At 66.8% G+C, this 17,989-nt stretch carries 18 protein-coding genes and 2 pseudogenes; 14 read left to right on the top strand and 6 right to left on the bottom strand.

The genetic code is table 11. From position 1 onward, the window contains the following. Positions 1-110: 110 nt before the first annotated feature. The 5 genes and pseudogenes from ABS45_RS16480 to ABS45_RS16500 all read left to right on the top strand — a co-directional run. Positions 111-671: pseudogene (locus ABS45_RS16480) on the top strand (TIGR00730 family Rossman fold protein); the annotation flags it as partial. After that, complete coding sequence (locus ABS45_RS16485) at positions 668-1,867, top strand: lipid A deacylase LpxR family protein (RefSeq protein ID WP_013519674.1); 1,200 nt, start codon at positions 668-670, stop codon at positions 1,865-1,867. The pseudogene ABS45_RS16480 and the gene ABS45_RS16485, both read left to right, overlap by 4 nt. A gap of 48 nt (positions 1,868-1,915) precedes the next feature. Further along, positions 1,916-2,389, top strand: a complete 474-nt coding sequence (locus ABS45_RS16490) for a cytochrome c (protein WP_029696262.1) — start codon at positions 1,916-1,918, stop codon at positions 2,387-2,389. Positions 2,390-2,428: 39 nt separating this feature from the next. Beyond that, entirely contained in the window at positions 2,429-3,637 is a 1,209-nt protein-coding gene (locus ABS45_RS16495; RefSeq protein WP_013519676.1) for an acetate/propionate family kinase, read from the top strand. 83 nt (positions 3,638-3,720) lie between these two features. Then, positions 3,721-6,093 carry a xylulose 5-phosphate 3-epimerase gene (locus ABS45_RS16500; protein WP_291557662.1) on the top strand — a complete coding sequence of 791 codons (2,373 nt, stop codon included), beginning with the start codon at positions 3,721-3,723 and terminating at the stop codon, positions 6,091-6,093. A 91-nt stretch (positions 6,094-6,184) separates the two neighbouring features. Here the strand turns inward: ABS45_RS16500 and ABS45_RS16505 are convergent. From ABS45_RS16505 to ABS45_RS16525, 5 genes and pseudogenes are all read right to left on the bottom strand, one after another. Then, positions 6,185-6,524: pseudogene (locus ABS45_RS16505) on the bottom strand (DUF3363 domain-containing protein); the annotation flags it as partial. Between the two features lie 81 nt (positions 6,525-6,605). Beyond that, entirely contained in the window at positions 6,606-7,085 is a 480-nt protein-coding gene (locus ABS45_RS16510) for a hypothetical protein (RefSeq protein ID WP_013519678.1), read from the bottom strand. A 123-nt stretch (positions 7,086-7,208) separates the two neighbouring features. Continuing rightward, on the bottom strand, positions 7,209-7,670 hold the full coding sequence (locus ABS45_RS16515; protein ID WP_013519679.1) for a periplasmic heavy metal sensor: 462 nt from the start codon (positions 7,668-7,670) through the stop codon (positions 7,209-7,211). Further along, the gene (locus tag ABS45_RS16520) at positions 7,667-8,134 is read right to left on the bottom strand and encodes a zf-HC2 domain-containing protein (protein WP_013519680.1); all 468 of its coding nucleotides are present in this window, start codon (positions 8,132-8,134) and stop codon (positions 7,667-7,669) included. Before ABS45_RS16520 ends, ABS45_RS16515 begins: the two co-directional genes overlap by 4 nt. A gap of 15 nt (positions 8,135-8,149) precedes the next feature. After that, a complete protein-coding gene (locus ABS45_RS16525; protein ID WP_013519681.1) occupies positions 8,150-8,704 on the bottom strand; it encodes a sigma-70 family RNA polymerase sigma factor in 555 nt (184 codons plus the stop codon). Between the two features lie 258 nt (positions 8,705-8,962). Between ABS45_RS16525 and ABS45_RS16530 the strand changes: the two genes are divergently transcribed. The 9 genes from ABS45_RS16530 to ABS45_RS16570 all read left to right on the top strand — a co-directional run bounded on the left by ABS45_RS16530 (position 8,963) and on the right by ABS45_RS16570 (position 17,602). Continuing rightward, the gene (locus ABS45_RS16530) at positions 8,963-9,373 is read left to right on the top strand and encodes a PepSY domain-containing protein (protein ID WP_013519682.1); all 411 of its coding nucleotides are present in this window, start codon (positions 8,963-8,965) and stop codon (positions 9,371-9,373) included. Between the two features lie 29 nt (positions 9,374-9,402). Next, positions 9,403-9,879: a DUF2271 domain-containing protein gene (locus ABS45_RS16535; protein ID WP_013519683.1), complete on the top strand. Its 477-nt coding sequence runs from the start codon at positions 9,403-9,405 to the stop codon at positions 9,877-9,879. Between the two features lie 10 nt (positions 9,880-9,889). Then, positions 9,890-12,094 (top strand): PepSY domain-containing protein, encoded by a 2,205-nt coding sequence (locus ABS45_RS16540; RefSeq protein WP_103044765.1) that lies wholly within the window; start codon positions 9,890-9,892, stop codon positions 12,092-12,094. After that, positions 12,075-13,052, top strand: a complete 978-nt coding sequence (locus ABS45_RS16545) for an FAD:protein FMN transferase (RefSeq protein WP_291557680.1) — start codon at positions 12,075-12,077, stop codon at positions 13,050-13,052. The genes ABS45_RS16540 and ABS45_RS16545 overlap by 20 nt, the downstream gene beginning before the upstream one ends. 98 nt (positions 13,053-13,150) lie before the next feature. After that, entirely contained in the window at positions 13,151-13,660 is a 510-nt protein-coding gene (locus tag ABS45_RS16550) for a hypothetical protein (RefSeq protein ID WP_013519686.1), read from the top strand. A gap of 138 nt (positions 13,661-13,798) precedes the next feature. Then, positions 13,799-14,374 (top strand): cytochrome b, encoded by a 576-nt coding sequence (locus tag ABS45_RS16555; protein WP_013519687.1) that lies wholly within the window; start codon positions 13,799-13,801, stop codon positions 14,372-14,374. A gap of 138 nt (positions 14,375-14,512) precedes the next feature. After that, entirely contained in the window at positions 14,513-15,235 is a 723-nt protein-coding gene (locus ABS45_RS16560) for a Crp/Fnr family transcriptional regulator (RefSeq protein ID WP_168727965.1), read from the top strand. Between the two features lie 110 nt (positions 15,236-15,345). Further along, complete coding sequence (locus ABS45_RS16565; RefSeq protein ID WP_013519689.1) at positions 15,346-15,576, top strand: heavy metal-associated domain-containing protein; 231 nt, start codon at positions 15,346-15,348, stop codon at positions 15,574-15,576. A 106-nt stretch (positions 15,577-15,682) separates the two neighbouring features. Next, the gene (locus ABS45_RS16570; protein WP_103044763.1) at positions 15,683-17,602 is read left to right on the top strand and encodes a cation-translocating P-type ATPase; all 1,920 of its coding nucleotides are present in this window, start codon (positions 15,683-15,685) and stop codon (positions 17,600-17,602) included. Between the two features lie 194 nt (positions 17,603-17,796). Here the strand turns inward: ABS45_RS16570 and ABS45_RS16575 are convergent. Next, the coding region (locus ABS45_RS16575) for a DUF3363 domain-containing protein (protein WP_291557695.1) at positions 17,797-17,989 on the bottom strand (193 nt) is incomplete at its 5' end.

Consider the following 17,989-nt stretch of genomic DNA (forward strand, 5'->3'; position numbering starts at 1 on the left):
TCTTCTCTCGATTCGAGAAACTCGACGCAATGTTCCTCGGCTTTCTCTGCTTCGTGCTGGTGGTCGATGGCCTTCGCAGTTTGTGTTAACAGGTCCTAGTCTTGGCCCGTCGCCGCGTGGAACAGGCACGCTATTACGAAGAGGCACAGCGCTTCGCTCAACTGATCTCTGCTCGTTTCCAGCAGGAGGGACGATGCGATTTCGTCGTCATCACCGGTGGCGGCCCCGGCATCATGGAGGCAGCCAATCGCGGTGCTTTCGATGCCGGGGCTCGCTCGATCGGCCTCAACATCACGTTGCCGCACGAACAAGCGCCGAACCCCTACATGTGTCCGGAGCTGGCGTTCCGGTTCCACTATTTCGCGCTGCGCAAAATGCATTTCTTGCTGCATGCGAAAGGTCTGGTGGCCTTCCCCGGTGGCTATGGAACGCTCGACGAACTGTTCGAGGTGCTGACCCTGATCCAGACCGGGAAGATGCAACGGATTCCGGTGGTTCTTGTCGGTCGCGACTTCTGGAGCCGAGCCGTTGATTTCGATCTTCTGCTCGACGAAGGCTACGTATCGCCGTCCGATCTCGACTTGTTTACCTGCGTCGACAAAGCCGAGGAAATCATGGGTGCCTTGGAACGCTTTTACGTCGATAGGGCAACAGATGGCGCGCCATCATGATGCGCATCGGCAGCCTTCACGCGCGGCTGTCCAAGGCCAATGCGCAATGGTCGATGCGCAGTATCACGCCGCTGATTGCGTGCGCGGTACTCGGCTCGACTGCCGCCCGTGGCGCGGAGCCCGCATCCTCGGATGGTATTTCCCGCTGCCTGCCAGAGCACGCCTTGCACTGGAGAGGTGGAACCCTGCGCCTGGAGAACGATTTGTTCACGGGCACCGACCGCAACTACACCAACGGTGTGGCGCTGAGCGTGGTTTCGCGCGATCTGCAAGGCGCGCTCCGCCCGGAGTGTCTGCCCCAACCGATTGCCTGGTACACCCGCTTCATCGGCTGGGCTGATCCCGAGTTCTGGCGCGACTCTGGCGCCCAATCGGCATCGCAAAACATCGTCGTGCGCTTCGGCCAGTCCATGTACACGCCCGAGGACAAGACGCGCACCGATCTGATTTCCGACGATCGCCCGTACGCCGGCCTGCTGTACCTGGGTTTGGCATGGAATCACCGCGTCCACCCACAGGCCGCCAGCTATGAAATACTTGATGTGCGCGAACTGACCCTGGGCGTGATTGGCCCCTGGTCGTTGGCGGAGCAATCGCAGGATCTGGTGCATCGGGTGCGGGGCATCGATCGTTTTCGCGGCTGGGACAACCAGTTGCGCAACGAACCCGCGTTCCAGATGGCGATGGAGCGCAAGTTCAAGTCGTACACAGAGGGTGCCGTCCGGCCGGGGTGGAGCGGCGACGTGATCGGCAGCTATGCCCTGCGGATCGGAAACATCGAAACCGCAGCCAGCACCGGCATGGAATTGCGTGCGGGCTGGAACATTCCGAACGACTTCGGCAGCTATCCGATTCGGCCCGGCGCGGAGAATCGCCCGCCCTCGGGCGTTTCCGACCTGCGCAGAACAGAGCCTCAATCAGCGCGCGCGCCCAAACCCGGAGCGCATGCATTCCTGAATCTGGAGGCCAAAGCCGTTGCCTGGGATTTCTCGCTCGACGGGAATCTGTTTCGGCACAGCCATCACGTCAGTCGACGACCCTGGGTCGCTCAGGCAGCCATTGGCATCAGCAGCCAATGGATTGTTGCCGGGCATGGCGTGCGGCTTGCCGTGATGCGCGTCTGGAGAACCCGCGAGTTCGACCAGCAGATCGGCCATCACGCCTTCGGATCGATTGCGTTGAGCATGGAATTTTGAAATCCCGAAGCCATGCGCCCGCCTGCGAAGCATTCACCAACAACCTCCATGGAGAATCCCGTGAGTTACCTCTTGAACCCTCGACAGCTTTTGACGATCACGTTGTCAGTAGCCTTGGCCACCGCCACCACGGGACTGGGCGCGCAGTCCGCTGACGCTGCAAAGCCGATGGCGCTTCGCAGCGTCATGGAGCGACTTGGCCGTGACATGCAAGCCGTCACCGGTGCGATTTCCAAGGAGGAATGGACACTGGTCGCCGAGTTGGCGCCCAAAATCGCCAAGCATGCCGAGCCACCTCTGGGCGAAAAGATGCGCATTCTTGGCTGGCTTGGCACGGATGCCGGGAAATTCCGGGGTTTCGATGGACAGGTCCAGGACGCTGCGAGCGCCATGGGGGATGCCGCCAAGCGCGGCGACGGCCAGGCCGTTATCGCCGCATTCTCCAAGACACAACAAAGCTGCCTCGCTTGTCACCAAAGCTTCCGACAATCGTTCGTGGAACAGTTTTATGGGAGTCGCTGACACGCATTTGTCCCAGGCCGGTTTGTATGGGGCATCACGATGAGCAACTCCCAGCCGAGCCTCATCCTGGTGCTCAATTGCGGCTCCTCAAGCATCAAGTTCGCCTTGTTCGATGCACAGGTGCGCCCGTTGCCGCGCGAGCCGCTCTGGCACGGCAAGGTGCAAGGGATTGCTGGGCCCGCGCCTGAGTACAGCGACAGTGGCACTGCACAGCAGCGCATCCATCTGGATCACGAACACCCTCACACCGCCGCTCTGGCGCTGATTCAAGCGCGCATCGTGGCCCGACTCGATGGCCGCCGCATTGTGGCCATCGCGCATCGTGTCGTCCATGGCGGCAGCAGGTACTTCGAGCCAACCGTGGTGACCGATGGCTCCATCGCGGAGCTGCGGGCCTTGATTCCTTTGGCGCCGTTGCACCAACCCTTTCCCCTGAAGGCCATGAGTTTGCTGTTCGAGCAGTGGCCCGGAATTGTTCAGGTAGCGTGCTTCGATACAGCCTTTCACCGCACGGCGCCGAAGGTGGAGCAGATCCTGCCGCTGCCGTACTCGGCCTGGGAACGCGGTCTGCGCCGCTACGGCTTTCACGGCCTTTCATACGACTACATGAGCCACGTCCTGCCCGAGCGCCACGGTGATCTGGCACGCGGCCGCACCATCGTCGCGCACCTCGGCAGCGGGGCCAGCCTGTGCGCGATGCAGAACCTGCAAAGCATCGCCACCACGATGGGATTTTCCGCGCTCGACGGCCTGATGATGGGCACCCGTACCGGCTCGCTCGATCCGGGCGCCCTGCTCTACCTGATGGAGATCGAAAAGCTCTCACTGGAAGAAGTAGGCCGCACGCTCTACAACCAGTCCGGCCTGCTCGGTGTTTCCGGGATTTCGGCCGAGCCGCGCGTGGTGGTGAAGCACGAGAGCGATTCCGGCGAAGTCGGCGAACGCGCCCGCATCGCGTTGGCGCTCTACGTGCGCCGTATCGTGCGGGAGATTGGCGCACTGATCGCAGTCATTGGCGGCCTGGATCTGCTCGTGTTCACTGCCGGTGTCGGTGAGCACAACGCCTTCGTGCGCGAGCGCGTCTGCCGCGACCTGGCATTTATCGGCATCAAGCTGGATGCCGATGCCAACGCCATCGATGCCCCGGTTATCTCCACCACCGACAGCCGGGTGCTGGCCGCGGTGGAGCCTACCAACGAGGAATGGATCACAGCGCGCTATACGCAGGATTTGATAGGCGGCGCGTGATGTCCCAGCCAGGCCGAGCGCGCTCAACTCAACTGACTCTGTAGCCACGCAGGGATTCATCGACATCAAAGAGGGGAAATCGCATGACCACCGCTTCCACCATCCGCCAGTGCTGGCTTGCCGGGCACGGCCCCATCGTCCATCGCGACGAGACCATCAAACGCATGGAAACCCTGGTGACCCGTTTGATCGTCGAGGGCCGTGTTGCCGACGAGACGACGGCCTACACCCTGCTTGCCGCCGCCGACCGCCTGAGCTGCGTGGCCATGAACGTGGTCGCGCACATGACCTATGCGCGCCGCATCGATCTTTCCGGCGCGGCGCTGTCAGCCGAGGACTTCAAGCCCACGCCCGAAGGCCACACCGGCGGCTCGCTGAATATGGTGCAGGCCTTCGTCGGCTACCTGCTGGCCAACGCGCTCACCGGCAGCACACGCGGCTGGATCATGGGCCAGGGCCATTGTGTCGCCGCCATCGAAGCCGTCAATGTGCTGACCGGCGATGTCTCGCCCGCGCAGCGGGGCCGCTACGACCGCAGCGAGCAAGGCCTGTCGCGCCTGTGTGCCGATTTCTATTCCTATGCCATCGATGCGCAGGGCCTCCCGGCCGTGCCGCTGGGCAGCCATGCCGGCCCCAACACCGCCGGTGCCGTGTCCGAAGGCGGCTACCTCGGCTTTGCCGAACTGCAGTACATCCACATGCCGCTGCCTGGCGAATCGCTGGTCGCCTTCCTCAGTGACGGCGCCTTCGAGGAGCAGCGTGGCCCGGACTGGGCGCCGCGTTGGTGGCGCGCGCAAGACAGCGGCTTCGCTGTACCGGTGATGATCCTCAACGGCCGCCGCATCGAGCAACGTACCCAGATCATGCAGGAAGGGGGTGCGCAATGGCTGGCCGACGACGTGCGCCACAACGGCTTCGACCCGGTGATCGTCGATGGCCGCGACCCGGCCGCGATCGCCTGGGCAATCGTCGAAGCCGAGGGCGCGCTGCGTGCGTTTGCCGCCGATCCGGATCGCCGCTATCCGGCGCCTCTGCCCTACGTGATCGCCGAGACCGAGAAGGGCTTCGGCTTTCCCGGTGCTGGCAGCAACGCCGCGCACAACCTGCCGTTGGGCGGCAACCCCCACACCGATGTCGCCATGCGTGGGCGGTTCAACGAAAGCGCGGCTGCGCTCTTCGTTGCTCCGGTCGAACTCGACGCGACGCTCACCGCCTTCGCAACCCACGCCGCCCAGCAGCGCCCGCTGGAAAGCGCGCATCCGATGGCGCACCGCCACCCCGCTGCGCCCAGGCTGCCCGAACCGCGCTGGGAAATATCAGGCAGCGAAGGCAGTGCGATGACGGCGCTGGATCAGTGGTTCGTTGAATTCGCCAAAGCCAATCCCGAGCTGCGCATGCGCATCGGCAACCCTGACGAATTGGCCAGCAACAAGATGGGCGGCACGCTGGCGCTGCTCAAGCACCGCGTCAACGAGCCCGAACCCGGTGTGCCTGAGGATTTGCACGGCGCCGTCATCACCGCGCTCAACGAAGAGGCCGTGGCCGCCGCCGCACTCGGCAACAAGGGTGGACTGAACCTGATCGTCAGCTACGAGGCCTTCGCCGTAAAAATGCTCGGCCTGATGCGGCAGGAAATCATCTTCGCCCGCCACCTGCGTCAGGTCGGCCAGCCCGCCGGCTGGCTGTCGGTGCCACTCATCGTCACCTCGCACACCTGGGAGAACGCCAAAAACGAACAGTCGCACCAAGACCCGGCGATCGGCGAAGCCCTGCTGGGCGAGATGTCAGACACCTCGCGCGTGTTGTTCCCGGTGGATGGCAACACTGCGGTCGCCGCGCTGCGCGAAATCTATGCCGGACGCGGGCAACTGGCCTGCCTCATCGTTTCCAAGCGCGACGTGGAGAACCGCTTCGATGCCGAATCGGCGCAACGCCTGATCCGTGACGGCGCGGCCCATCTGATCGGTGACCCCGCCGAGGCCGAAGTGCAGCTCATCGCGCTGGGTGCCTACCAACTCGACGAGGCGATCAAGGCGCAGCAGCACCTTGCCGGGATGGGCAAGCGCGCCTGCGTCACCGTCATCCTGGAACCTGGCCGCCTGCGCATCCCGCGCGATGCCATGGAAGCGGAGTTCGTCGATGAAGACGCCACTGTCAGCACGCTGTTCCCGCAAGGCCTGCCGCGCGTGATCCTCACCCACACGCGCCCCGAGCCCATGCTCGGCATTCTGCGCCGCATCGACAACGGCCCGACCAGGACGCACGCCCTCGGCTACATCAGCCGCGGCGGCACCTTCGATGTCCCCAGCATGCTGTTCGCCAACCGCTGTACCTGGGCGCATACGGTGGATGCCGCAGCGACCGTGGCCGGCTGGAATCGTGAAGCACTGCTCGACCCTGCGCAGCGCGCGGCTCTTGATGGCACCGGCGATCCCAAAGATTTATTGAGCCCGTGAGTCAGGTACGCGAATCCTGTGCCGGTCATGAAGTGCGCCGGCAGCTCCAGGCCGGTGGAGGCGATGTCCTCGCGGTCTGCGCCAGTTCTCAACTGCGCAACGTGCCCAGCAGGTTGCATGTCAGGATCACGCATCGCCTGCACCGCTTATCCAGTCCCTGTTCGTCCAGGGAGTCGGCGCGCTGCTGCATCGCCTGCTTGGTTCCCTCACCGGAGCCCAGGTTGCTCAGGCCCGCCCTGCTGCCATTCGAGCCGGGTGGCCCCGATCACGCGGGCCTGCCGCTCGATGGGCAGGTACGATTTCAGCTCAATGGCCACACCACCCAGACGCTGCACGTCATGGCGGCGGCCCTGCTCGGGCTGATCGTTCGGCACCTTCCATAGCCCTTCGACCACGCGCTCCATGGTGCTGGCACGGCGTGGTGCCTCCAAGTGCCCGAACGTGGCTAGACACTTTGCACGGGGGCGAATGGGCCTGCCTTGGGCATACCCTCACCCTGCTTGGCATGTCCTTCAATGGGGCAGCTTGACGGCCTTCCAGCCGCTGTGGCTGAAATACTTGCCGTAGGCGTTGGAGGCCTGCGCGACCTGCACCACGCCGGCGGCGCGCTTGCCTTCTCCGTGCTTGCCCTGGGCGGCCTCGGCGCCCGCCACCAGGTCGGCCACGATGATGTGCAGCTGGGCGTCCGCCTCGGGGGGCAACTTGCAGTTTTCCACCATGTAGGCGACCTGCTGGCCGACGGCGTTGCCGAAGGCGTCGTAGTCGGCCGCCGTGGCCTTGCCTGCATGGGCCGCGGGCAGGATTTTCGTCACCGATGCATGGACGGCCGTCATGGCCTGGCGCAGCGGCGCGTCGGTGTCCCATTTCTTGCCGGCGTTGAGTTGCAACTGGTGGGTTTCGGCGCTGCCGTGGCTGTCGTGCGCGCTCGCGGCCATCGAGGTCAGGGGGACTGCCAGGGCGGCGGCCAGCAGCAGTGTGGTGAGTTGTTTCATGGAAATGCTCCGTTGAAAGTTGAACCATGCAAGGTGGCCGTGCGGGTTGCCTGGCTGCCTTGCCCTCTTCAACGAAGCGCGCGTCTGAATGTTCCATGTGTTTTGCATCTTTGGTGCACGGCCTTATTTGCGGTGCAGCAGCTCCTCCTCGGTCGCCTCCTGCGCGTAGCGACCCAGCAACAGCTGCAGCAGGCGCTCGCGCTGGGCGGTGTCCAGCAGCTCGCGCTCGGCCAGCAATTGGGTGATCACGCGCTGCTGCTGCGCGGCCTGCAGGCGGGCAATGGCGGCCTGCTCGGCGTCGATGGCCGCGCGGTCGGGTGCGGCGGCGAAGATGTGGCGCACCAGGGCTTCGCGGCGGTGGCGTATGTCGTCCCAGTTGGATGACAGGTCGTGCAGGAACGGCGCCTCCAGCGCCTCCCAGCGCGTGCGTTGCCCGGGCGTGAGCGCCAGGTAGTCCGGCAGGTGCACGGCCGGCGCCGGGGGCGGCGCCACGCGGGCAGGGCGCAGCACGAGCGCCGCAAGAATGCCCAGGTTGAGCGCCAGCGAGACGGCCAGCAGGGTGCGGATCCAGGTGGGGTGTTTCATGGCAGATTCCTTGGCAGTCGGCAAATCTCGGTGGCGGCGCACAGCCCGCCCGGCGGCACGGGGTCGAACACGCGCGCCATGGCGGGGTCGGCGGCCGCAAACGTGGTAGGAATGGCTGCCCCCGTGCCCAGCAGCAGCCCGCCCATCCACAGGCCCGAGACCAGCGCCGCGCCAGCCGCCAGGCCCGTGGGCATCCAGCCCAGAAGGTCCCAGCCGGCACGCCGGGGCCTGGCGGCGCGCGGTGGCCGCCGGTCGCGCAGGCGCTCCTGCAGCTGCGCCGCGAGATCGAAGCCCAGCGTGGGCGATGGCAGGGCGTGCAGTTCCTGGCGCAGCGCCCGCAGCGCATCGAGCTGCTGGCTGCAGACAGGGCAGGCCCGCAGGTGGCTCTGCAGCGCGGCCTGTCTGCGCGCGGGCAGGGCGTGATCGACAAAGGCGGAAAGGTCTTCGATGCGTGGGCAGGTCATGGTGGCTCCTTGCGGTCAGCGTGGCATGTGCTGCAGCAGCCCGGCGCGGGCGCGGGCGATGCGGGATTTGACGGTGCCCAGGCCGATGCCCAGCACCTGGGCAATGTCCTCGTAGGGCATGTCCTCGATGTCGCGCAACAGCAGGATCTCACGGTGCTCCACCGACAGCCGCGCCAGCGCGCGCTCCAGCTCCGCGATGCGCTGGCGCGCCTGCAGCATGGCCTCGGGCGTGGGCGTATCCGCCGGTACCTGCTGATGCAGCGCGTCGTCTAGCGCCACGAACTCCACGTGCCGCGCGCGACGCAGCCGGTCCAGTGCCTGGTTGCGCGCGATGCGGAACAGCCACGTGGACAGCTGCGCCTGCGGGCGCCAGCTGGGCAGTGCCTGGTAGACGCTCAGAAAGGTTTCCTGGGTCAACTCGCGCGCATCCTCCTGTGACCGAGTCATGCGCACCAGAAAGCGGTAGATGCGATCCTGGTTGCGCGTCACCAGCTCAGAGAACGCCGCAACCTCCCCGCGCTGGGCGCGGGCAATGCAGTCAGTCTCGTCAAACTGGCTCGGTTGGGGCATTGGGGCGTTAACGCATGAGGAGCGCAAAAGTTCCATCTTCGGGCAAGCCCTGACGAACCCGTCTTCGTCAGTCCAGCCAGACTCGCGATTCGCTTCATGCTTCTCATCAATACGTCCGATGGGGGCATGTGGCAACGTGAACTGACCGTTGGCTCGATCGGATGAACACGAGGTGAACAGAAGGTTCAGTGTTGATTCACCCCCGGTTCGTCAAAATTATTGGCATCAACAGCTCTGATGCTGTGAAAGGAACCGACGATGAAACGAAACCTACACCTCAAGCCCCGGCTGGCCACCCTGGTGCTGGCCGTCGCGGCGCTGCCAGCGGTGGCATCCAGCGACTGCGATGCCCCGGCCGCGCGATGGCAGTCGCGCGAAGCGGTGCGCCAGATGGCGGCGCAGCAGGGCTGGCAGGTCGAGCGACTGAAGATTGACGACGGCTGCTACGAAATCCGTGGCACCGACGCCCAGGGCCAGCGCTTCAAGGCCAAGCTCGACCCCGAGACCCTGCAGGTGCTGAAGATCAAGTCGCGCGAGCGCGATGACCACCACAAAGACCGGGACCGGGAGCGCGAGCGCCGGCGCGACCACACGCCGCAGGATGCGGGCACTGCCCCTTCCTCACCCCTCTTTACCCCGGGCAGCGCGCCGCGCGGCCAGGTGCAATGAATCGCCTCCCCTCTTTCCAGGAGAACCCTATGTCCAAACCCCTGATCACCGCCATTGCCGCAGCTTGCGCGCTTGCCGTGCCCGCCCTCGGCCAGGCGCGCGAAGTCACCATTGCCACCCAGCTCAAGAACTACGGCGGCGACGGCGCCTACCTGGCGGTCTACCTGACCGATGCCAAGGGCGCCTACGCCGGCACGCTCTGGGTGGCCGGCGGCAAGGCCAAGTACTACAAGCACCTGGCGGACTGGAGCCGCCTGTCGGCCGGCGACGCCAAACGTCTCAATGGCGTGACCGGCGCCAGCGTCGGCGCGGGCCGCACGCTCAGGGTGACGGCCGATCTGGCCGACGCGCTGATCGACGCCGGCTACGAGATCCGCATCGACGCCGCCGTGGAAGACATGCGTGACAGCCCCTCCGAGGTGCGGCTGCCCCTGACGGCGGCGGGCGCCGGCAAGGCGCAGGCCGGCAAGCAGTACATCCAGTCGGCCAGCTTCCAGCTGAAGTAAGGAGCAAGGCATGAACTGGAAAGCCGTCCACCGATGGCTGGGTCTGAGCCTGGGCACCGTGGCCCTGGTGCTGGGCCTGTCCGGTGCCCTGCTAGCCCTGGATCCGGTGCAGGAGGCCTGGCAGGCGCCGACAGCACCGGCCGACCTGCCGGTGGCCACGCTGGTGCAACAGGTGCAGCAGGCCATGCCCGGCGTCGAGGAAATCCGTCGCCTGCCCTCGGGCGCCGTCGCCGCCTTCGGCTTCGACGGCGACCAAGCGCAGGCGCGCTACGTCGATGCAACCAGCGGCCAGCTGCTTGGCAACTACCAGCCCTCCAGCATGCCGCGCTGGGTCAAGAACCTGCACCGCGCGCTGCTGCTGGGCGATGGTGGGCGCTGGGGCGCCGCGGCCACGGCGCTGGCCATGGTCTTGCTGTCGATTTCCGGCCTGGTGCTGCTCGTGCGCCGCATGGGCGGCTGGCGCCATGTGGCAGGCCGGGTGCGCGGCACCCTGGCGCAGCGCCTGCACGTACTGGCGGGCCGGGTGGTGCTGGCCCTGCTGCTGCTGTCCTCGATCACGGCGCTGACCATGAGCGCCTCGACACTCGGCCTGCTCGAACTGGAAGCCGGGCCCGAGCCCGACGTTGTTTCCAGCGCCAGCACGGGGGCCGACCTGGCGCCGGCGCAGCTACCGCTGCTGCGCGACCTCGGCGTCGGCGATCTGCACCGCGTCAACCTCCCCGATGCGGGCGACCCCACCGACACCTGGCAGGTGGCGACCACGCGCGGCCAAGGCTGGATTGACCGCCACAGCGGCGATACCTTGGCCTGGCAGGAGGCGACGTTGGCGCAGCGGCTGGACGACTGGGCCCGCGTGCTGCACACCGGCGAGAGCGCCTGGCCGTGGGCCGTGGTGATGGGCCTCGCGGGCCTCTGCGTGCTGCTGTTCTGGGCGAGCGGCGTGCTGATCTGGTGGCAGGGGCGCCGCAACGCGGTGCACATCGCCGACAACTCCCGCCTGCAGCAGGCCGAGGTGCTGATCTTCGTCGCCAGCGAGGGCGGCAGCACCTGGGGCTTTGCCCAGGCCTTGCATGCCGCGCTGGTACGCGCCGGGCGGCGCGTGCACAGCAGCGCACTGGAGCACTTCCAGATCACGCCCACGGCGCAGCAGGTCTTCATCCTGGCGGCCACGCATGGCGATGGCCAGCCGCCGGCGCATGCGCGTCATGCGCTGGAGCGCATTGCCGCGCAGGGCGGCAGCGGCGTGCCGGTGACGGTGCTGGGTTTTGGCGATCGCCAATACCCGGCGTTCTGCGCCTATGCACAGGCCGTCGAGCAGGCGCTGCGTGCCCAGGGGCATGCGAGCCTACTGCCGCTGGAGCTGATCCACCAGCAGTCGGCGCAGCAGTTCGCCCGCTGGGGCGAGGCACTGGCGCAGGCCCTGGGCCAGCCGCTGGCGATCGATTACCGACCCCGTCTGCCCGCCACCACCGCGCTGACGCTCGTCGAGCGGCGCGACTACCCCGGCCAGGCCGATCGGCCCACGGCCATCCTGCGCTTTGCCTGGCCGCGCCAGCCGTGGTTTGCGCGTCTGCTCGGCTGCGGCCTGGGCCGCTTCGAGGCGGGCGACCTGGTAGGTATCGTGCCACCGGGGAACGCGGTGGCGCGCTATTACTCGCTGGCGTCGGGCAGCGCCGACGGCTTTCTGGAAATCTGCGTGCGCCAGTGGCCCGGCGGCGTGTGCTCGGCGCACCTGCTGGGGCTCAAGCCGGGCGACAGCACGCAGGCCTTCATCCGTGCCAACCCGGGCTTTACCCTCAGCGGTCGACCGCCGAGCGTGCTGCTGATCGGCGCTGGCACCGGCGTGGCACCGCTGGCAGGCTTCATTCGGCGCAACGACGAGCGCACGCCGATGCACCTGTACTTCGGCGCGCGCGACCCGGCCACCGACTACTACTTCGGCTCCGAGATCGCGCGCTGGCAGGCCGAGCAGCGCGTGGCCAGCGTCAACACCATCTTCTCGCGCGTGCCCGGCGGCGGCTACGTGCAGGAAATCCTGCAACGCGACGCCGAACGCCTGCGCAAATTGCTGGCCGCCGGCGCCGCGGTGCGCGTGTGCGGCAGCCGCCCCATGGCCCAGGGCGTGGGCGAGGTGCTCGATGCGCTGCTGGCGCCGCTGGGCCTTGACGTGAACGCACTGAAGGCCAAGGGGCGCTATGCCGAAGACCTGTTCTGAGCCCTTGCACCGGCTGCAACTGCACGGGCCGACCATGGCCACGCGCTGGGCCGTGAGCTGCGATGTGCCGCCTGTGCTGGACACGAACGCACTGTGCCAGGCGCTGGCCGAAGCGGTCGAACAAGTCGATGCCCAGATGTCGCCCTGGCAGCCGGAAAGCGCACTGAATCAGCTCAACCGTGCGCCGGTAGGCGATTGGCTGGCACTGCCGGCGCAGATCCTTGAGGTGCTGGCCCGCGCGCTCGAAGTCTGCCGCCTGAGCGACGGAGCGTTTGATCCCGCCGTCGGCGCACTGGTCGATGCCTGGGGCTTTGGCGCGGCATGCGACACGCCGGACGCCGAGGCCATCCGCGCCGCGCGCAATGCCAAACGCCTGCCGACACCGCAAGCCCTTGAGCTGGACTTGGCCGCCGGCCTGGCGCGCAAGCACTCGCCACTGCAGCTCGATTTGTGCGGCATCGCCAAAGGCTATGCCGTGGATCGTATGTGTGCCGTGCTCACCGGACACGGCGTGTGCCACGCCCTGGTCGCACTGGACGGCGAGCTGCGCGCCATCGGCCCCCAGGCCAGCGGCGCGCCCTGGGCGGTGGCGCTGGAGAGCCCGCGTGCAGGCCTGCGCGCCGCGCACGGGGTGATCGAGCTGCAGGACCTGGCCGTGGCCACGTCGGGCGATTACCGGCACTTCGTCCAGGTGGGCCAGGCACGCCTGGCGCACAGCATGGACGGGCGCAGCGGCAAGCCGGTGAACAACGGCGTCGCCAGCGTCACCGTGCTGGCGCCCCGTTGCATGGACGCCGACGCCTGGGCCACCGCCTTGCTGGTGGCGGGCTCGGGCCAGGGCCTGGCCTCGGCGCATCGGCACGGCCTGGATGCCTTGTGGCTGCTGCGCCGGGGCGAGGCGCTGGTCGAGTTGGGCTCGGGCCGCTTCGCCGCTGCCGCATCGGCGGGTACGGCATGAACGGCGGGTGAAGAGGCTGTTCAGCACCGGTTCACCCACACCCGCGCAGACTGCAGCCACAGTCGATCGTGACTGCATTGCAACTCAAGGAGAACGTCATGCAAGTCGCCACCACCATCGCCTCCATCGGCATCGCCGCGGCCCTGCTGGGCAACACCGCCCTGGCCGGCGATCATTCCGATCGCACGCAGCGCCACGCCAGCCGCGCCGAGCGCATCGAAGCGCTGAACGCACCCTGGCAGGCCATTCCCAACTCGGCCGAGGCAGGCTCGCCCGGACATGGTTGGCAGTATTTCTTCAACCCGCAGGCAGCGCGCGCCGTCGTCATCAGCCCTGATGGCCATTACTACTTGAGCCGCGGCAAGGGGCTGCGCTGGATCGCCGCAGCCCAACCAGCGGCGGAAACGGCAACGGCGCCCTGGCAGGCCATCGCCAACCAGGCCCAGGCCGGCATGCCCGGGTTTGGCTGGCAGTACTTCTTCGACTCGATCGCACCCCGTGCGGTGGTGATCAGTCCCGACGGCCACTACTACCTCAGCCAGGGCGATGGGCTGCGTTGGGTGGCTATGGCGCAGCAGCCAACCGGTCGCGACGCATCCATCGGCTGACAAACGGTGCTGCAAGCAGGGGCAGCAAGAATCCATCAGCTGCTTTTTCAGAACCGGAACGAGGGTTGGCATCGTGGCAGCCTCGCCTGCAAAAGCGCGGGCTGCCACGTTCACGCCCGCATCCACATTGAGAGCCTCATGTCCAGAACCACTGAACGCTACCATCCAACGCTCATCACACTGCACTGGCTGACGCTGCTGCTGATGGTCGGTGTCTATGCCTTGATCGAGCTGCACGATGGCCTGCCCAAGGGCAGTGCCGAGCGGGCGCTGGCCAAGAGCTGGCATGAAAGCCTGGGCATCCTGGTTTTCGCAGTCGTCGTATTGGTTCGGCTGCCGCTGCGGTGGATGCTGGGTCAACCCAGTGAGCTTGCCGGTACGCCCGCGTGGCAGTCCCGCTTGGCCCATGTCATGCACTGGGCGCTTTACGGCCTGCTCATCGCGGCGCCCGTTCTCGGCTATCTGAGCCTGAACGCCAAGGGCGCGCCCGTGTCCTTGTTCGGACTCGAACTGCCTGGGCTGATGGCGCCTGACAAGGCGCTTGCAGGCGGCCTCAAAGAAGTCCACGAGGCAATCGGCACACTCGGGTACTGGCTGATCGGCCTACACGCTGCAGCGGCGCTGGTGCATCACTACCTGATGCACGACACGACGCTGGCACGCATGGGCCTGGGGCGGGCTCGACTTGACCCAAACTCCAGAGACAGCCGCTGACCGGCTGCCGCAAAACCCTTGCCAGCTCCGGATCTGGACGCCGGCCGGAACACCGGCAGATCGGCTCAAGACGCCGCGAACTTATTCCACAGCACGATGAAACAAGCCATAAACAAACGCCGCCAAATCCCCCTGTCCATGCCAGACCCGGACCCGGCGGCCTGCTCGCTGGACATGCGCATGGCCGTTTGCCGCAAAGTCCCTCTTTTTGCCGATCTCGACGACGGGCAACTGGCGCAGGTCAACCGGCATTGCCAGGCCCAGAACTTCGCGGCCGGGGAGCCCGTCTACCTGGAAGGCGATGCCGCGACGCACATTTACGTGGTGGCGATCGGCGCCGTTAAGACCACGCGGCTGGCGGCCGATGGGCGCCAGTCGCTGATTGACTTGCTCACCCCAGGCGATTTCTTTGGCGCGCTGCCGGCGCTGGGCCAGCAGTTCTACGCCGACAGCGCCACCGCCTTGACGCCGGCCTGCCTGCTGGGCCTGGATGCGCCTGAGTACGACGCCATCCTGCAAGAAATTCCGCAAGTCGCTGTGGCCACGCTCAAGGGCGTGGCGCACCGGCTGACGCAGTCGCAGCACGCCATTCACATGCTGGCCGGGGCGCCGCTGGAGCAGCGCCTGGCAGCCTTGCTGCTGGTTCTTGCCGACAAGGTCGGCAAGCCCTGGAACGAGGCCATGCTGCTGGACGTGCCGCTGGCGCGCGAGGACCTGGCCGCCATGGCCGGCGCGGCCACCGAATCGGTCAGCCGCTTGCTCAGCCAGTGGCAGCGCGAGGGCTGGATCGACGCCGGCCGGCGCTGGGTCGCCATCGTCGATGCGGCGCGCTTGGAGCAAGTGCGCGACGGCATGGTTTGAGTCAGCGCCAAAGTCGGCTGCTGTTGATTGACGTTTCTCATGGAGCAATACGGCGGGCCTGCCTACAGTGAAGGCATCCCTCAACCAGACCGTCATACAAGGAAAAAACCATGACCAACACCAACACCCGCACCACCTTGCGCGCCGAGGGTTTTTCCTGCCCGTCCTGCGTGACCAAGATCGAGAAAAGCGTCGGCGCGATGGCGGGCGTGAGCCACGTCAAGGTGCACTTCGCATCGGCGCGCATCGAAGTCGACCACCACCCCGAAACCGTCAGCGCGGACGATCTCATCGCCGCCATCGCCAAGGTGGGCTACACCGCGCGCGCCTCGGCGTTCTGACGCACCACCATGGCCCCCGCGCCGCTCACTCCACGAGCAGCACACCGCCGCGCCCGGCGGCGGTGGCTGCCCCTGTCCCGCTTGACCACCTTTGGAGGCCAACCCCATGAACAAGATCAACGCATGGATCAACGGCCGCTGGACGACTCCCGCCTTGTCCGGCCTGCTGATCCTGGCTTCATTCACCGCATCCAAGGGCTACGGCGCTGCCCTGGCGGCCCAGTGGCTGATGGTCGCCGCCGCCCTCGTCGCCGGCGCGCCCATCGTGCGCAACGCCGTACGTGCGCTGGCCGTGCGCCACATCAGCATCGACCTGTTGGTGAGCATCGCCGCCGTCGGCGCGCTGATCATTGGTGAGTATTGGGAGGCGGCGGCCGTCACCTTCCTGTTTGCCATTGGCCACGCGCTGGAATCGGCCACCTTGAACAAGACCCGCGCGGCGCTGGCCGAGCTGATCGCCGTGGCGCCGGACACGGCCATCGTGATGCGCAAGGGCGAGCAGGTGGAAATCCCCGCCGCCAGCGTCGCCATGGGCGAGGTGGTGCTGGTCAAGAACGGCGCCAAGGTGCCGGTCGATGGCGAGGTGATCGCCGGTACCGGCGCGCTCGACGAGGCGTCGATCACCGGCGAATCGATCCCGGTGGAAAAGTCCAAGGGCGACCATGTCTTCGCCGGCACCATCTCGCGCGGCGGCTTTCTGCAGGTGCTGGCCACCGGCATCGGCGCCGACACCACGCTGGCGCGCATCATTCACCGCGTGGAAGACGCGCAGGACGCCAAGGCGCGCACGCAGAAATTCATGGACCGGTTTTCGTCCTGGTACACCCCCGCCGTCGTCGTGCTGGCGCTGCTGGCCGGCCTCATCAGCGGCAGCGTGGTGCTGGGCCTGACCCTGCTGGTGGTGGCCTGCCCGGGGGCGCTGGTGATCTCCATTCCCGTGTCCATCGTCGCCGGCATCGGCCGCTCGGCACGCGACGGCATCCTGATCAAGGGCGGCGAGTTCCTGGAGACCGCGGCCAAGATCGACGTCGTGGCCGTGGACAAGACCGGCACGCTGACCAAGGGCCGCCCGCAGCTCACCGATGTCGTGGCGCTGGCGCCGGGCGTGGACAAGAACCAGGTGCTCGCCTGGGCGGCGCGCGCCGAGGCCGGCTCCGAGCACCCGCTGGCGCGTCCCATCCTGGAAGCGGCGGAGCAAGCAGGCATCGCGGTGGCCGAGCTGCCCGAGCACATCGAGCCCGTGATCGGCAAGGGCATCACCGCCCGCGTCGAGGGCAAGCGGGTGCTGATCGGCAACCTGGCCTTGCTGGAGCAGTTTGGCGTCGCCGATACGGTGGGCGCAGACCGCCAGGCGCATCAACTGGCCACCCAGGGGCGCACGCCCATGATCGTTGCCGTGGACGACCAGGTGCTGGGCGTGATCGCCGTGGCCGACGAGATCCGGCGCGACGCCGCAGCCATGGTGGCCGCGCTGCACAAGGCGGGCGTGAAGAAGGTCGTCATGCTCACCGGCGACGTGAAGCCGGTGGCCGATGCCGTTGCCGCCGCCACCGGCATCGACGAGGTGCACGCCGGGCTGCTGCCCGAGGACAAGCTCGACATCGTCGCCCGCCTGCAGCGGGCCGGCCACGTCGTCGCGATGGTTGGCGACGGCGTCAACGACGCGCCGGCGCTGGCCACCGCCGACGTCGGCGTGGCCATGGGCGCAGCCGGCTCGGCCGTGGCGGTGGAGACCGCCGACATCGCGCTCATGGGCGACGACCTGCTCAAGCTGCCCGAGGCCATCTCGCTGGCGCGGCGCACGCTCTCCAACATCCGCCAGAACATCGTCATCGCTCTAGCGACCGTCGGCCTCCTGCTGACCGGTGTGCTGATGGGTGGGGTGACCATGGCCGCCGGCATGCTGTTCCACGAAGGCTCGGTATTGATCGTGATTGCCAATGCCATGCGGCTGCTGCGGCGCGCGACACCGGCGCACTCAGCGCCCTTGTCGACAGTGGCGAGAGAGTCGGCTCCATCCATTTGAGCGGTGCACATGATCGTTGCCTCGGCCTCTGGCATCTCGGTGCCAGAGGCCTTGTTCCCATCCCAGCCGCTGCACTGCCGCAAGAATCTTGCCGGAACCTGAGTGTTCGATGAATTCAGAAACAAGAAAGGACGAAATTAATGGGCACAAAACCCTCTTGCAGCTTGAGACTGCACGTTATGTTCTCGCTCAGTTCATCTGATCGACATCCCACGTCCCCGCCCCATATCCCACGACGCAACGCCATCGCGCATAGTCGTCGCAATCTGCTGCCCCAGCCGCTGCTCGATCACCGGCTTCCACGGCACCAGGCTGAACCCCATGCCGTCATCAAGCATGGCGTAGCGTCCGCTGGCAAGCATGACGGAACGCCTGTAGATCCCCGCC

The organism is Comamonas sp. SCN 65-56 (genome assembly GCF_001724135.1).
Lineage (GTDB): Bacteria > Pseudomonadota > Gammaproteobacteria > Burkholderiales > Burkholderiaceae_C > Comamonas_C.

What these genes read in the sequence shown, in the direction of transcription:
- ABS45_RS16530 (WP_013519682.1), top strand. Translation starts at nt 8,963, where the DNA reads ATGAAACGAAACCTACACCTCAAGCCCCGGCTGGCCACCCTGGTGCTG.
- ABS45_RS16485 (WP_013519674.1), top strand. Translation starts at nt 668, where the DNA reads ATGATGCGCATCGGCAGCCTTCACGCGCGGCTGTCCAAGGCCAATGCG.
- ABS45_RS16510 (WP_013519678.1), bottom strand. Translation starts at nt 7,085, where the DNA reads ATGAAACAACTCACCACACTGCTGCTGGCCGCCGCCCTGGCAGTCCCC.
- ABS45_RS16540 (WP_103044765.1), top strand. Translation starts at nt 9,890, where the DNA reads ATGAACTGGAAAGCCGTCCACCGATGGCTGGGTCTGAGCCTGGGCACC.
- ABS45_RS16565 (WP_013519689.1), top strand. Translation starts at nt 15,346, where the DNA reads ATGACCAACACCAACACCCGCACCACCTTGCGCGCCGAGGGTTTTTCC.
- ABS45_RS16535 (WP_013519683.1), top strand. Translation starts at nt 9,403, where the DNA reads ATGTCCAAACCCCTGATCACCGCCATTGCCGCAGCTTGCGCGCTTGCC.
- ABS45_RS16515 (WP_013519679.1), bottom strand. Translation starts at nt 7,670, where the DNA reads ATGAAACACCCCACCTGGATCCGCACCCTGCTGGCCGTCTCGCTGGCG.
- ABS45_RS16555 (WP_013519687.1), top strand. Translation starts at nt 13,799, where the DNA reads ATGTCCAGAACCACTGAACGCTACCATCCAACGCTCATCACACTGCAC.
- ABS45_RS16570 (WP_103044763.1), top strand. Translation starts at nt 15,683, where the DNA reads ATGAACAAGATCAACGCATGGATCAACGGCCGCTGGACGACTCCCGCC.
- ABS45_RS16560 (WP_168727965.1), top strand. Translation starts at nt 14,513, where the DNA reads ATGCCAGACCCGGACCCGGCGGCCTGCTCGCTGGACATGCGCATGGCC.
- ABS45_RS16490 (WP_029696262.1), top strand. Translation starts at nt 1,916, where the DNA reads ATGGAGAATCCCGTGAGTTACCTCTTGAACCCTCGACAGCTTTTGACG.
- ABS45_RS16545 (WP_291557680.1), top strand. Translation starts at nt 12,075, where the DNA reads ATGCCGAAGACCTGTTCTGAGCCCTTGCACCGGCTGCAACTGCACGGG.
- ABS45_RS16550 (WP_013519686.1), top strand. Translation starts at nt 13,151, where the DNA reads ATGCAAGTCGCCACCACCATCGCCTCCATCGGCATCGCCGCGGCCCTG.
- ABS45_RS16520 (WP_013519680.1), bottom strand. Translation starts at nt 8,134, where the DNA reads ATGACCTGCCCACGCATCGAAGACCTTTCCGCCTTTGTCGATCACGCC.
- ABS45_RS16500 (WP_291557662.1), top strand. Translation starts at nt 3,721, where the DNA reads ATGACCACCGCTTCCACCATCCGCCAGTGCTGGCTTGCCGGGCACGGC.
- ABS45_RS16495 (WP_013519676.1), top strand. Translation starts at nt 2,429, where the DNA reads ATGAGCAACTCCCAGCCGAGCCTCATCCTGGTGCTCAATTGCGGCTCC.
- ABS45_RS16525 (WP_013519681.1), bottom strand. Translation starts at nt 8,704, where the DNA reads ATGCCCCAACCGAGCCAGTTTGACGAGACTGACTGCATTGCCCGCGCC.